General features: G+C 61.6%; 8 protein-coding genes. 2 read left to right on the forward strand and 6 right to left on the reverse strand.

The window, feature by feature from the left end; genetic code table 11:
- Window position 1: 1 nt before the first annotated feature.
- Both M1E04_RS22315 and msbA read right to left on the reverse strand, forming a co-directional pair.
- Window positions 2–898: a GNAT family N-acetyltransferase gene (locus tag M1E04_RS22315; RefSeq protein ID WP_369319081.1), complete on the reverse strand. Its 897-nt coding sequence runs from the start codon at window positions 896–898 to the stop codon at window positions 2–4.
- Window positions 892–2712 (reverse strand): lipid A export permease/ATP-binding protein MsbA, encoded by a 1821-nt coding sequence (gene msbA, locus M1E04_RS22320; RefSeq protein ID WP_065987845.1) that lies wholly within the window; start codon window positions 2710–2712, stop codon window positions 892–894. The genes M1E04_RS22315 and msbA overlap by 7 nt, the downstream gene beginning before the upstream one ends.
- Window positions 2713–2833: 121 nt before the next feature.
- On the opposite strand from msbA, the gene M1E04_RS22325 reads away from it, so the two are divergent.
- The gene (locus tag M1E04_RS22325; protein WP_065987846.1) at window positions 2834–3475 is read left to right on the forward strand and encodes a lipopolysaccharide kinase InaA family protein; all 642 of its coding nucleotides are present in this window, start codon (window positions 2834–2836) and stop codon (window positions 3473–3475) included.
- Here M1E04_RS22325 and M1E04_RS22330 read toward each other — a convergent pair.
- The 4 genes from M1E04_RS22330 to M1E04_RS22345 form a co-directional block, all read right to left on the reverse strand.
- Window positions 3444–4337 (reverse strand): lipopolysaccharide core biosynthesis protein, encoded by an 894-nt coding sequence (locus M1E04_RS22330; RefSeq protein WP_456292060.1) that lies wholly within the window; start codon window positions 4335–4337, stop codon window positions 3444–3446. The genes M1E04_RS22325 and M1E04_RS22330 overlap by 32 nt on opposite strands.
- Window positions 4324–5532 (reverse strand): O-antigen ligase family protein, encoded by a 1209-nt coding sequence (locus tag M1E04_RS22335; RefSeq protein WP_192135390.1) that lies wholly within the window; start codon window positions 5530–5532, stop codon window positions 4324–4326. The genes M1E04_RS22330 and M1E04_RS22335 overlap by 14 nt, the downstream gene beginning before the upstream one ends.
- A 78-nt stretch (window positions 5533–5610) precedes the next feature.
- Window positions 5611–6741, reverse strand: a complete 1131-nt coding sequence (locus M1E04_RS22340; protein ID WP_065987848.1) for a glycosyltransferase — start codon at window positions 6739–6741, stop codon at window positions 5611–5613.
- Window positions 6725–8482 carry a carbamoyltransferase family protein gene (locus tag M1E04_RS22345; protein WP_369319078.1) on the reverse strand — a complete coding sequence of 586 codons (1758 nt, stop codon included), beginning with the start codon at window positions 8480–8482 and terminating at the stop codon, window positions 6725–6727. Before M1E04_RS22345 ends, M1E04_RS22340 begins: the two co-directional genes overlap by 17 nt.
- 659 nt (window positions 8483–9141) lie before the next feature.
- Here M1E04_RS22345 and M1E04_RS22350 point away from each other — a divergent pair.
- Window positions 9142–14040 (forward strand): dermonecrotic toxin domain-containing protein, encoded by a 4899-nt coding sequence (locus tag M1E04_RS22350; protein ID WP_456292061.1) that lies wholly within the window; start codon window positions 9142–9144, stop codon window positions 14038–14040.
- The last annotated feature ends 5 nt before the right edge of the window (window positions 14041–14045 follow it).

Raw genomic sequence — 14045 nt, forward strand, 5'->3', positions numbered from 1 at the left:
GTCATCCAACCTTGTAGACAGGCACCGTCTGGCACCAGCGGTCTTTGTATTCACGATCGGAGCGGCCGAAGGAATAGCGCAATGGCTTGTTCACCGCCCTCGCGTCAGCCCAGGCGTTCTGCGTGTTGACGAAGCTCAGCACGCTGCCGGCGCTCAGCGCCTGATGGGCCGGATCCACACCGCCGTTGATGTATTCCACCGACACCCAATGCGGCGACTCGACCCTGTACAGCACCTGAGCGGCAATGGGCTTGCCCTCCAGCAGGATCATCGAGCCGGTCATGAACTCGCGCATCAGCTCGAACACCTTGGCCAAGTGATCCTTGCCCGGTACGTCGAAGCCCCAGCGGGCATGAAACAGGCTTGAGTAAATGCGCGCTTGTTCCTCGGACGTGAAGTCCAGCATCGGCTGCACGACCCCGCCCGCCTCCTCAAGCAACCGCTGCTCGCGACGCTGGTTGTAGCGGAATTTCTTGGAATAGTCCTCGGGCGCGCGGGCGATCGCCAGGCTCTCGGCTTGCGGTTTGAGGGTGTCGATCTGGCCGGCGTTCAACTCCGACACATAGCTCATGCGCTGGCGCACTGGCACTGTCACCCCAGGGGCAACCGGCAGAATGATCTCTGCATTGCCCAGATCGAAGACCCGCCGATCACGCTGCTTGAGCACCTTTTTAGCCAGCGCCAGATCCCGGCCCCAGCAGGCGACCGCAGCGACAACGTTGCCGTCCTGCAGCCAACCCAGATACCGAACCGGAATATCCGCCAAACCGGCCAGACGCTCGATCACCTGCGGGTGCGTGGCAACGCTGCCGCCAAACTGCTGCCACGCGGTGGCGTAGGTCGATGCATCGATCGGGGTCCAGCCTCGCTCACGCCATGCGCGCAAGTGGCTCAGCATGCATCGACTGCCCGATCGATTTCGACAGGCTCGTCTTCTTCGAACTGTTTGGCATGCAGGCGCGTGTAGTAGCCGTTCAGCGCCAGCAGTTCGGCATGGGAACCGCGCTCAACGATACGGCCTTCGTCCATCACCAGAATAACGTCGGCTTTTTCAATGGTGGTCAGGCGGTGGGCGATGACCAGCGTGGTACGGCCCTGCATGACTTTTTCCAGCGCCTTCTGGATGTGGCGCTCAGACTCGGTATCCAGCGCTGAAGTCGCTTCGTCGAGAATCAGCAGCGGCGCATTTTTCAGCAGCGCGCGGGCAATTGCCAGACGCTGACGCTGGCCACCGGACAGCAGCACGCCGTTCTCGCCGACGAGGGTCTGATACTGCTGAGGCAGCTTGTCGATGAACTCATCGGAATAGGCATCGGCCGAGGCTTTTTTGATCTCTTCCAGCGGCACGCCCGCCAGATCGCCATAGGCGATATTGTTGGCGATGGTGTCGTTGAACAGCGTGACGTTCTGGTTCACCAGGGCGATCTGTCGGCGCAGGCTGCGCAGGGTGTAATCCTGAGTCTGGACGCCATCAAGGAGGATCTGGCCCTGCACATGATCGTAGAAACGCGGGATCAGGCTCGCCAACGTGGATTTGCCGCTACCTGAGCGACCCACGAGCGCGACCATCTGGCCGGCTTCGGCGACAAAACTGACGTCGTTCAGCACGCGTTTTTCCGTGCCCGGGTAGGTGAACGTAAGGTTCTTGACCTCCAGACGGCCGGAAACCTTGTCGCGCTCTACCGTGCCCAGGTCCTGTTCGGTTTGCTCGTCCAGTTGTTCGAAGATGCTCTCCGCACCGGCGACGCCCTTCTGGATGGTGGAACTGACTTCGGACAGCTGGCGGATCGGCTTGGGCAGCAGGCCGGCCATGGTGATGTAGGCCACCAGATCGCCCGCCGAGGAATCGCCGCGCAGATAAAGGACAAGGAACATCACGATGGCCATGCCGCTGTAGGTCACCAATTGCAGCATCGGCGTGTAGACCGCGCCGGTCTTGGTCATCGCCAGTTGCTTCTTGGTGTTGCTGCGGCTGGCCTTTTCGAAGCGGGCCTTTTCGTAGTCTTCGCCGCCAAAGCTGCGGACCACGCGATAGCCGTGAATGGTCTCGGACGCCACGTGGGTCACGTCGCCCATGGCCACCTGAATCTTCTTGCTCTGCTTGCGAAATTTCTTGCTGGTGCTGTTCACCATGACCGCGATGAGCGGCAGTATCGCCAGCATCACCAGGGTCAGTTTCCAGTTCATCCACAGCAGCGCGCCGAACAGGAAGATGACCGTCATGCCCTCACGAATCACGACTTTGATCGCGTCGGTGGCAGCGCCGGTGACCATGGTCACGTTGAAGGTGATGCGCGAAATCAAATGCCCGGAGTTGCTGTTGTCGAAGAAGCGGTTGGGCAGCGTGAGCAATTTGTTGAACAGCACGACGCGCAGGTCATGGACCAGCCCGAGGGAGACGCGGGCCAGGAAGAAGTTGCCCAGATACGAGCCGGCACCTTGCCACGCCGCGATCAGCACGATCATCAGCGGCACCGCCTGCAGCAATTGCAGGTGGCCAATATAAGGGTTGCCGGGGAACAGACTGGCTTCAGGATTGGCCAGGCCATCCACGAAGTATTTGAGGATGTAGGCGAGCATCGGCTGGGTGGACGCAAAGATAAGAAAGCCGACAATGCTCAAGCAGAAAAGGCCTATATACGGCCGCACATAGGTCAATAGACGAAAGTAAATCGCCAGGGTCGTTTTAGCTTGAGGATCAGGACTGCTCATGGGAATCCGCACGAAAAAATTAGGCGGGCATGGTAGCACAACCCATATTTGTCGACCCCTGCTGCGACCCAAGCGGGGCCGACTCGGGTAACATGCCGCATTTGTTCAGGTAAGTATGCCGATGCACCCAATGGAACACAGCGCCTATCTGGCCTTGCGAGAAAACGCCACCGTGCTCGAAGCGGACGGATCCGGTGACAAGGTTCTGTTGCTTGAGGACGGCACCATTCTCAAACTGTTCCGCCGCAAGCGCCTGATCAGCTCGGCCTTGCTGTTTCCCTACGCGCAACGCTTCGCCGACAACATCGAGGCCCTCAAAAAGCGCGGCATTCCCTGCCCGGACGTCATCGCCACCTACCGAATTGCCAGCATCAGCCGCGACGGCGTGCGCTACACGCCGCTCCCCGGCCTGACCATCCGCCAGGTGCTGAAAGAGCACGGTGAAAGCGCGCCACTGCGGGCTGAGCTGGGTGCGTTCATCGCCCGCTTGCACGATCAAGGTGTTTATTTCCGCTCGCTGCATCTGGGCAACGTGATCCTCACCCCCGAGTCAAAACTGGGGCTGATCGATATCTCTGACATGAAGTGCCAGCGCAGGACGTTGAGCGACTCGAAGCGGCTGCGCAATTTCCAACACCTGCTCCGCTACAAGGAAGATCGCGCGTGGCTGGTGGAAAGCGATGCGGGCGTGGCCTTTATTTCGGCTTACACAAAAGGCCGGAGCGCGCACTTTACGGCGCGTTTGCAGGCGCTGTTTGCGTAGAGGCGTCGGATTGGACGCCCAGCAGTTCGTCGAGGCGCTGCAGGGTGATTTTAGGAATAACCCGCTCCGGCATGCGGCTGACGCGGGATAGGTTGAACACCTGCATGCCGGTTCTTGGGAGAATCTTGCGGGCCATCAGCGCGAAACTTGGCAGGATGTACTGCTCGAAATCCTCGTCCAGGCTGCTGGGCAAAGCCGCTTCTCCTTTCTCGTAAAAGCGCCCCCCGCCCTGACGCAGGTCCATTCCGACCACGAACACCTGACGAAACCCCAGATGACAGACCAGCTGCAAGGCGCCGAAAGGAATGGTCCGGCTGCCGAAATAGCCTCGTTTGAGGTTCAGGCTGAAGCCGATACGGTTGGGCTTGCGACGCAGCAGGGAGAAGCTGGAGATCAGCTCATCGTCGTTACGGATAGACCACGCATAGCCCCGATCCGACATGACGGCCTTGCCTTCCTGGCGATTGACCCGCTCCAGCAGATAGATCTTCTTGCCGTTCAGGGCAGTGGCGTCAGCCGCGTGAATCGCCTGAAGCACATCAAGGCTCATCGCCAGATGCTCGCCATGGCTGACCCCCATCAGTGCCAGCGCCGGCCGGCCGATAACGAAGTTCGGATCGTCACACAGGTAATAGAAAGGCCGTATGCCCTCGTCGACACAGCGCACGATCGAGCCGTTCATGGCGACAACCGGCAGGCTCCGGTAACGGGGAAGCGGGAACTCATTCGCCGAGGGTCCGGACGCCAGCAGCAGCACCGGCCCTGTGACAGAACGCCGTGAATGCGCGAAGTCCTGCAGGCAAATTTCCAGATCATGCCCTACCAGCCAGCATTGCTCGCCCCGCGCTTCAACCCTCAGCACGCCGCGCCTCCCGGGAGATCGCCACGGCGCCGGCCAGCGGCAGCCAGAGCCATTCCCACACCAGATTGGGTGACCCAACGAAGGTGTGCAGCTCGACCGTCATCACCACGCCACCGGCGCAGAGGATCGCCAGCCAGAGCCGGGCGGTCTCCGAGGTCTTGCGCGCTCGCGCCAGACAAGCGCCGGCGTGCAGCATTGTCGCCAGCAGCAGCGCCAGACCGACGATGCCGAACTGGTAAAGCACCTCGAAATACAGGCCGTGGGTATTGCGTACGATTTGCCCGGTGGAAAGGTGAACTTCCCCCAGCGGCGTACCGGCGCCAACCCCGAACCACCAGTGCCCGGCCAGTCGCTCGAACACCGCCAGCCAGACTTCGTTGCGCCCCGTCACGCCGCGGGTCTGCACTTCGTACGCCAGCTCGCTGAAGCCGAATATGAGCACGAGCGCGATGACGATAGCCGCCGGGATGAGAATATTGCGGCGCAGTTTGCCGCTGGTCATGGTGCCGAGCAGCACCAGACCGCCGACCGATGAAGCCAGCCAGGCGCTGCGCGCGAAGGTGAAGTAGATGTAGGTGGCAATAAGGGCGCAGCACAGCAACCAGAGAGCGATTTCGGCACGACGCCGTGAACGTAGCGTCAGCCAGACCCCGGCCAGCAGAAACAAGCCGTAGTTCATGCCGGCAACGATGGTGTTGCCGAAGTCGGCCACATCGGTCACGCCCGAGCCGGCCAGTGACATCTGCCGATAGCCCAGAACAAAGGCGCCGTGAATGGCGAGATTGAGCATCGAAAACCCGGCGAACAGGGCGACCACCGCCACCGAGATCTTGAGGATTTTTTCCCAGTCGAAGGTGCCGCTCGCCCGTATCACGCCAACGCCGATGAAAAACACGAGAATGAGCAGAAGCCGACGCAGGGATTTCATGTCGTCGTCGGCCAGGAGGCTGTTGATCAGCAGATAGGCGAACAGTAGCAGGACGGTATACGTCAGCGGACTGACTGAAAATGACCGCCGACTCAGCGCCGGCGCGGCGCAGAGCAAGGCAATGACCAGCGCCGCGCGAATGAACGCAGCCCAGGAACTTGACTCACCGGGCCACCAGAACGGCCCGAGAAATATGATCAGCATCACCACTGCAAGCAGTAAACCTGCAATGTACCCCGCGCGTGCCGGCAAATTTTTTACAACCATTCCAATCCATATCCTGTGCTATGCAGCCGGGTGTTCATTGCTATCAGAGGCCAATGGCTGCCAGCGGTTCGAGTGAAATCAGGTTTCCGAAGTGAGCGCGACGACTTGCGGCAGCTGCCAGAAAACCGCTTTTACCGCCTCGTCGCTGAAACGGTCGCGCAGCCGCTGCAGCATCGCATCCGCGCAGGACTGGCGCAGTTCGGCGTCCATCCGCGAAAGATGTACCAGCCCTTGAGCCAACGGCTCGGCACCGCCCAGGGGGAACAGAATGCCCACGCCTTCGACGACTTCCTTCGCGCCGCCACAGGCTGTGGCCAGCAGCGGCACACCGGCCACCATGGCTTCGAGCAAGACCATGCCGAAGGGCTCGTGATCGGAACTCAGCGCGAATACGTCGAAGGCCTTGAAGTAGCGGCTGGCCTGGGTCACTTGCCCCGCCAGCATGACCTCGTGGCCGATGCCCAGCTCGACTGCCAGGTGCTTGAGGTCTTGCTCCAGTCGGCCCTGACCGAGAATCACCAGCTGGCTGTCAGCGGGCAGGTCGGGCAACGCCTGGGCGAAACCGCGAAGGAGCGTCGACTGGTCCTTGTCAGGGTGCAGCCGACCGACATTGCCCACCACCCACGCCTCCTGCGCCAGGCCCAATGCGTCGCGGGCCTCTTCGCGGGACAGCAGCGTAGCGCTGAGCTGATCGACATCGATGCGGTTGTAGAGGGTCTGGATACGCTCGGCCGGCCACTTGGGGAGGCATTTGCGTATGTCATCGCGCACGGCATCAGACACGCCGAGCAGGCTCAAACGGGAGCGGAACAGGTTAGCCAGCACCTTGCGGCTGCGGCGCCGGTAATCACCAAACGCATGATGAACACCGATCACCGGCAAGCGAGTCGCGACGAGGGCGATGTAGGTCGGCTTGAAACGGTGGGTGATGCAAAACTGAAAGCTGCGCGACGCCGCGATCTTGCGCAGATCGCGAATGGCTCCCACCTTCATGCCACCAATGGCTTTGGAGCTGTACTCCATGAACAGCACTTCGTCCGACGCGCAGCTGGCTGCAACGTCGGCATCGGCGGCGCCGGTCAGAAATACCGTGGTGACCCGGTATCCCCTGCCCACGAACAGGCTGGCGTATTGACGGGCGCAGTCGAGGAACGGCCCGTCATAGCCGTGGCAGAACTGTAAAACATGACGCTCAGCTGAGCGCGTCATGGGTGTCCACGCCGTCTTTGACCACCAGAATGTCTTCCATGATCAGGTACTCCAGATCCGAGCCAAAGAACATGTTCAGCGCGTCGGTCGGCGAGCAGATCATTGGCTCGCCGCGGCGGTTGAGCGACGTGTTGAGCGAGACACCGTTGCCGGTCAGGTCTTCGAGCGCCTTCATCATGTCGTAGTAACGCGGGTTGTACTCGCGCTTGAGCACCTGGGCGCGGGACGTACCGTCTTCGTGGACGACTTCCGGCACACGGGTTTTCCACTCTTCCGCCACTTCGAAAGTGAAGGTCATGAACGGCGCCGGGTGATCGATCTTGATCATCTGCGGGGCGACGGTGTCGAGCATCGACGGGCAGAACGGCCTCCAGCGCTCGCGGAACTTGATCTGATGGTTGATGCGATCGGCCACGCCGGCAACGCTCGGGCAGCCGATGATCGAACGACCACCGAGGGCGCGTGGGCCGAACTCCATGCGGCCCTGGAACCAGGCCACCGGATTGCCCGCGACCATGATCTTGGCGATGCGCTCGGGGGTGTTGTCGATCTGGCGCCAGGCCGGCTTGCTCGGGTGGCGGGCGCAGGCGGCGATCACGTCTTCGTTGCTGTAGGACGGGCCGAGGTAGACGTGTTCCATCTTCTCGACCGGCACGCCGCGAGCGTGGGAAACGTAGGCGGCAGCACCCACAGCAGTGCCGGCATCACCCGACGCCGGCTGAACGAACAGCTCTTTGACGTCAGGGCGCGCGATGATTTTCTGGTTCAGCTTCACGTTCAGGGCACAGCCGCCGGCAAAGGCGAGCTTGCCGGTTTCCTTGAGGATGTCCCCCAGATAATGATCGATCATCTGCAGCGACAGCTTCTCGAACAGCGCCTGCATGCTGGCGGCGTAATGGATGTACGGCTCGTCGGCGATGTCGCCTTCGCGCTTGGGACCCAGCCACTCGATCAGTTTCGGCGAGAAGTAGAAGCCTTTGCCCTTCTCTTTGTAACGGCGCAGGCCGATGACGTTGGCGTATTCGGTGTTGATCACCAGTTCGCCGTTTTCAAAGGTGGCCAGACGGGAGAAATCGTATTTGGTCGCGTCGCCGTACGGCGCCATGCCCATGACTTTGAATTCGCCGTCGAGCATCTCGAAACCGAGGAATTCGGTGATCGCGCCATACAGGCCGCCGAGGGAATCCGGATCGAAGAATTCCTTGATCTTGTGGATCTTGCCGTTTTCGCCGTAGCCGAAGAACGTGGTGGCGTACTCGCCCTTGCCGTCGATGCCGAGGATCGCGGTCTTCTCTTGGAAACCGGAGCAGTGATAAGCGCTCGATGCGTGAGCCAGGTGGTGCTCGACGGGTTCGATCTTGATCTTTTTCGGATCGAAACCGAGTTGTTCCAGGCACCAGACGATCTTGTTGCGATAGCGCTTGTAGCGGCGGTTGCCCATCAGGATCGCGTCGAGTGCGCGGTCCGGGGCATACCAGTAGCGTTTGGCGTAGTGCCAGCGCGCTTCGCCGAACAGGCTGATGGGCGCGAAAGGAATGGCGACGACGTCGACATCGGAAGGCTTGATGCCCGCTTGTTCGAGGCAGAACTTCGCTGACTCGTAGGGCATGCGGTTCTTGGCATGCTTGTCGCGAACGAAACGCTCTTCTTCGGCCGCAGCAACCAGCTTGCCGTCGATGTACAGGGCTGCGGAAGGATCATGGCTAAGGGCGCCGGACAGGCCAAGGATCGTCAATGCCACTAGGGTCTAGCCTCTTAAGTCTGCATGCAGGCATCACGCGCCTGACAAATAAGGTGTGTCTGGCGCCACGGCGGCAGACAGCTAAAGGGCGGGATTATAGCGTAATGGCTCTGGAAGTGGTCGCAGGGAATGAAGTGCCGCGCGATGCATGCGCAGGACCGGCTTTAGCCGGGAAGAGGCCCGCATTGACACCCTCGATTCTGCGGTGTGACACCCGACGCCTTCCCGGCTGAAGCCAGTCCAACATCCGCATTCGCCCATCTCACTGACTGAGCTCACTGTCCTAGTGGGACCGGCTTTAGCCGGGAACAGGCCCGCATTGACACCTCGATTCTGCGGTGTGACACCCGACGCCTTCCCGGCTGAAGCCGGTCCTACGTCCGCGTTCGCCCATCTCACTGACTGAGCTCACTGTCCTAGTGGGACCGGCTTTAGCCGGGAAGAGGCCCGCATTTGCGCCCTCAATTTTTTGCGGTGTGGCGAATGACGCCTTCCAGGCTGGAGGCGGGCCTACAGGTTCGCTCCTCATCCCGTGCGTTAACTATTTAGCACCACGCGCTCCGGTGTTCTGATTGATTGATCGCTCGACGAATCATCGGGCTCTCGCCCGGCTCGCGCCTGCCATTTTGCGCAGAGCTCACTCAGGAATGCTTAACGCCATGGAAACATTTTCACCCAACCCGCCGGCGCTGGATCGGCTGACGACGCTGGCCACCGTACTCGACGCCGAGCTCCAGCATCTTCCGGATGCAGAGGCTTGCCTCAATACCCTGCCCCAGCCACTGAGCGCGGCGCACCAAAGGTTGTTGCTCTCGGCCATCGAGCGCTTTTGGGCCCACGCCAGCGCCCGTGACATTTCGCGCCGCGAGCTGTTCGTGACCTGCATCGAATTAACCCTGCGCGATGACCTGCTGCTGAACATCGAAGAAGGCGAACTGCACCGCGACTATGCGCGCTGCCTGCCTGGCATGGAGGCTCGGGAGCATGTCGTGTTCAGCGCACTTGAGCTTCAGCTCGATGCACAGCGCAGCATCGAATTCGCCGGAGCGATCGTTGCGACCGCCCAACAGGGGCACACGCTGCTCTGGTTGCCGGGACAAGCCGTCGAATGCTTCGTGTCGAACGAGGCATTGCGCCAAGAGCTCGCCCGTCGAACCAACCACCCACTTCTGCGGTTGCCCCTCCTGCGCCTGATGCAAGACAGCACGCGCGACGCCTGGCTCGAGATCTCATCCGGGGGCGATGTCTTTCTGGAACCGGCCCAGCCTTCGGACTTTCAACTGAAGCCCATCAAAGGCTCGCCCTACGACCATGCCTTTGATCGCCTGCTGGCCAGGCAGCGTGTGGACATTGACGCGCTGTTCGCGACCGCCCACAACCTGTCGGCTCAAACCCTTCAGGCCCGACTTGAAGACCTGCTCCACCAGCCGAAATCCTGGGGCCCCGACGGCGCCATTGCCGCTGCCGAGGAACGCCGCGCCCACCGCGATCAACGCCGCGCACGCCCCGGCTGGCTGGAAATGGCCAGCACCGAGCAGCGGGAGCGTTACGCCTCGGGCCTGATGAATTACGAGCGCGCGCGCAGCGTGTTGATGAGCGTCATGGACGGTGCCGCGTCCCCGGAGCAGTTTGCACGCAGCCGTCTGCGCGCGCGACTGGCCAATGACTTGGGTATCGACGTCAATCCTGACGACATCCTGATCAGCACCCAACGAACGCTCCCCATCACCGGTACACCCTTCACAGCCAGCCGTACGCTGACGAAGCTGGCGCTTTACGGCCTGCACCCGGGCGACGCAACGCCAGGTTCGGCATTCCAGACGAACACCCGCCTGACCCGAAACGGCCAGCCGCTTGAGCCTGAATACAGTGCCCTGACGCCGGCCTACCTCGCCGACGTCGTCAACGAGCAGGACCTGCGGATCCGATTCGGGCCCGCGCAACGCGAATCCCTCGGCTCGCCAACCACCCAGCGTCTGATGGCCGAGGCCATGCATCATCAACTCATCGCCCAAGCCCGCGGGGCGGAGTTGCAAGGGCACATTCAGCCCTCCGATCTGGCCCTCATCGAGGCACTGAATCCGGACACCGTCGCGCCGAGAAACCCCGCAGTGGCCGTTCAGCAGATCAAGCTGAATGTGCACGACACCCTGAGCAGCGTGCTGCTGTTGCGCACCCTCGATGCCTCGGGGCAGTCGGACGGGTTGCTGATGTTTACCCCGGACAGCCCACTGCCTCGGCAGTTTTACCGCTTCGAGAACGAACGCCAATTGCTGGGCGAACTCGTGAGCTGGAGTCGGTCCGCAGATCTGAGTCGATTCTTGCTGGAGCAGATCACCGTCGGCAGACGCGCAGCCCTGGAAGACCAGTTGCGCGACTTGAGCGAAAAACCGGCGCCGGCTCAGGACTGGATCAGCTACGCGACCCTGCCCGATTACAACGCCGGTTTGCGCGCACTGGTGTCGGCACGGGTAAAGGTGAAACTGTCCGAACAACGGCTGCACACGCCTGACTGGTTCCTGCGAGCCTCCGCCGAACACCGCAGGCAACTGGTGGCACTGGAAGATGCGATTGTGGGTGCAGGTGAAATCTATCAGGCCGCTCCGCACACGCAGGTGACCGAGTTCGACGCCTACGCCCATCAGACAGCCACCCGCAAGATCAACGAGCTACTCGGTCTGCCGCCCGCCACGGTGGACCCTGACCGAATCATCATTCATGCGCCCCGCGAAACCCTGTCCTACACCCAGATGCTGCGCGACGGTTACGACGACACGCTTGGGCTGCTCAAGGCGTCTGCCGACACCACCGCCACCTTCAGCGGCCCCGAGGGCATCGACCTTACGCCACTGAGTCCGGAGAAAGTCGCCGGTTCGGTTCGTGGCCAGTGGCTGTCCGATCAGTACATCACGATGATTCGTCAGCAGCTGCTGGTGCCCGACAGCGAGGGTTATGACTGGCGCCGTCAACACAGTCTGGTGCTGACACAGCTGCAAATGCGCGCTGACGCGCTGCGCAGCTTTCTCCAGGGACACATCGACGCTTCACAACTGCGCTGGCTTAGCACTTCCATTCTCAACATGCATCAGGGCAGCCCCGCGGAGCGCCTGCACTACCCCGTCTATCCACTGAAGTTGAATGTGGACGTGATGGGCGTCGCCTCACGCGCCGAGACCATTCAAGGCTGTTTCCTGCTAACACCGCCTGAGGCGAGCACGCTGGGGCAGGTAATGCTGTATACGCCTCAGGCGCCCGATGGCCGCGCCTTCCGACTGCTAAGCACTTTCAGCAACACCCTGCTGAGCCCGGGCATGGGCGACTACTACTTGAAGCGCGCCCGTGTGAAGGCCGGGATGCCGCTGGCATTTGCCCTGGCTGAACTGAAGAAAGGCGGCGGTCACAAACCTGCGTTGCCGAGCAAGCCGTTCAGCAACCTCCACGAGGTGTGCTTCAACCACGTCATCGAGCGCAAGATCCGCGATGTCGAGGACACCACGACCGGTCGTGCCGACATGCTCTGCCGACAGGTCTGGAGCAGCCTGGAGCTGATCGCGACCGCAGTGACCTTGCCCTTCCCCCCTGCCAGCTTTGCCGTCGGCATGGTCATCGCGGGCGCTGACGGTTATCGCGCACTGCAAGCCCTCGACGAGCGGGATCACGCGACCGCCAGCTTCTACGTGCTCAGCGCCTGGCTGAACACGGCGGGCGCTGCGGGCGATCTGCACTCGGGAATGAAAGGATTGGGCGGCGTGCTCAAAGACCTGACCGACCAAAATGCGGGCGGCAGGTATGCCCGTTCGGTTGCCCACGCCACCGATGAGACGCTGCAGCCGATCGTGGTGGAAAACGAACTCTTCTGGGCCCCGCCACAAGCTGCCAACCGCCACGTTCCGCTCCACAGAACCCGCGCGCTGATCCCCGAAACGCTTCAGCCCACCGGGCGTTATGCGCAAACCGATGTGACCGGTGTGTGGAGAGCCTTGCAGCAGGACAACCCGCCGGTGCGCGCCGCAGACACACTCGTCCATCCGCTTCACGCCGTTGAGGTCTCTCTGGCGGACGCCGTGCCTCTGACCCGTCCGCACGGGCAGGGTGTCAGCGTCGTTCGCGGGAATTGCTACATTTCCCTGCAGGGCCAGACCTACCAGGTCCAGTACGACGCCCGGCTCGCCATTTGGCAGATCGTCGATCCGCGTAACCCGTTCGCCTTCTTTGGCCGCCAAACGGTGCGCCTCAACAGCCAGGGGCACTGGCAACTGCTTGAGCCAGCGCGGTTGCGCGGCGGCGTTCTGCCTTCATTCCGCCGACTGGACGAAACCCCGGCGGGCCCCTCCACGGCGGTGGGTGACTTGAGCGATTACGAAATGCCGGAATCGCTGCAGCCCTACGTCTTCGGCATCGTCAGCCCAAAGCAGGCTGAACACTTTGAAGAAGGCCCGTTTGGTCTGCATGAATTTTTCGACGACATTTTCCAGGGCGGTCGCTCGACCTACAGGACCCTGCGCCAGAATCTGTACCGCGATGCGAAAGCGTTCTTCGAGCAGCCGCCCCTCCCGGGCAAACCCGAGCTGCCAGTGCTGGCAGATGGCGTGACGACCCAGGGCTTCTTTGATGCAGTACTTGAGAAATCGAGCGGCCTGGTGATTGGTGAGGCACCGACGTCCATTGCCAGCAAGCAACTGCTGATCGATAACATGCCGTTGCTGGCAGAGCGCAAGGTCGAGGTGCTGTACATCGAGCATCTGCAGACCGACCAGCACACGCACAAGCTGCAGAAATACAAAGCGCTCGGCAGCAAGACGCGCAGCGGCTCCCACATGCTCAAGCATTATCTGGAGACCGTGAACGAGGGCGCACTCAAGAACGGCAGCGACCGATACGACTACTACCATCTGATCAAAGCGGCCCATCGAAACGGCATCGACGTTCGGCCGTTCAGCTCCTCGGTCAGCTATGACTACGCCGATAACGAAGTGGCGTCCGCTGCTGGTGACGCCCTTGCGCCGCAAAAGATGGCGGTTTTCTTTGGTCACAAAGTGATCAGTGGCGACGTGCAGACGCATCCTGGCAGGCGCTGGATCGCGCTGCTCGACCACCGCACCGCCAACACCTGGCAGCAACAGCCGGGTATCAGTGAACTGCAAGGCGTACTCAGCGTGCGCGTCGAAGACGTACCGGTGGGCACACCACCCCAGATATCCCTGGACAGCGATGCCGTTATCAGCAGCGCTGCCTCGCGCGCAGATTTCAAAGTGCAGATCGGCAACCCGACTGTCCACAACGTGGCCGGCGCATCGTCGCCCGACAGTCCGGCCGGCACGTCACTGGACGACGCGCTTTACAGCTTTTTCGAACGACGCTCGCCCATGGAGTGGGGCCTGGACCCTAACCGCCGCGCCATCGTTTCCCATCGCAGAAGCGAGGTAAACCCGTACATCGGCGAGCACGGCTTTGAATGGAATCCGGCCGGTTACTGGACCCGCGCCGAGGCGGCGAACTGGAGCAGCGACTATCCTCTGGGCGCCATTCAGCAGTCACTGATCGATGACCGCTATTAACTGCC

The sequence above is a fragment of the Pseudomonas sp. AK106 genome (assembly GCF_053903055.1).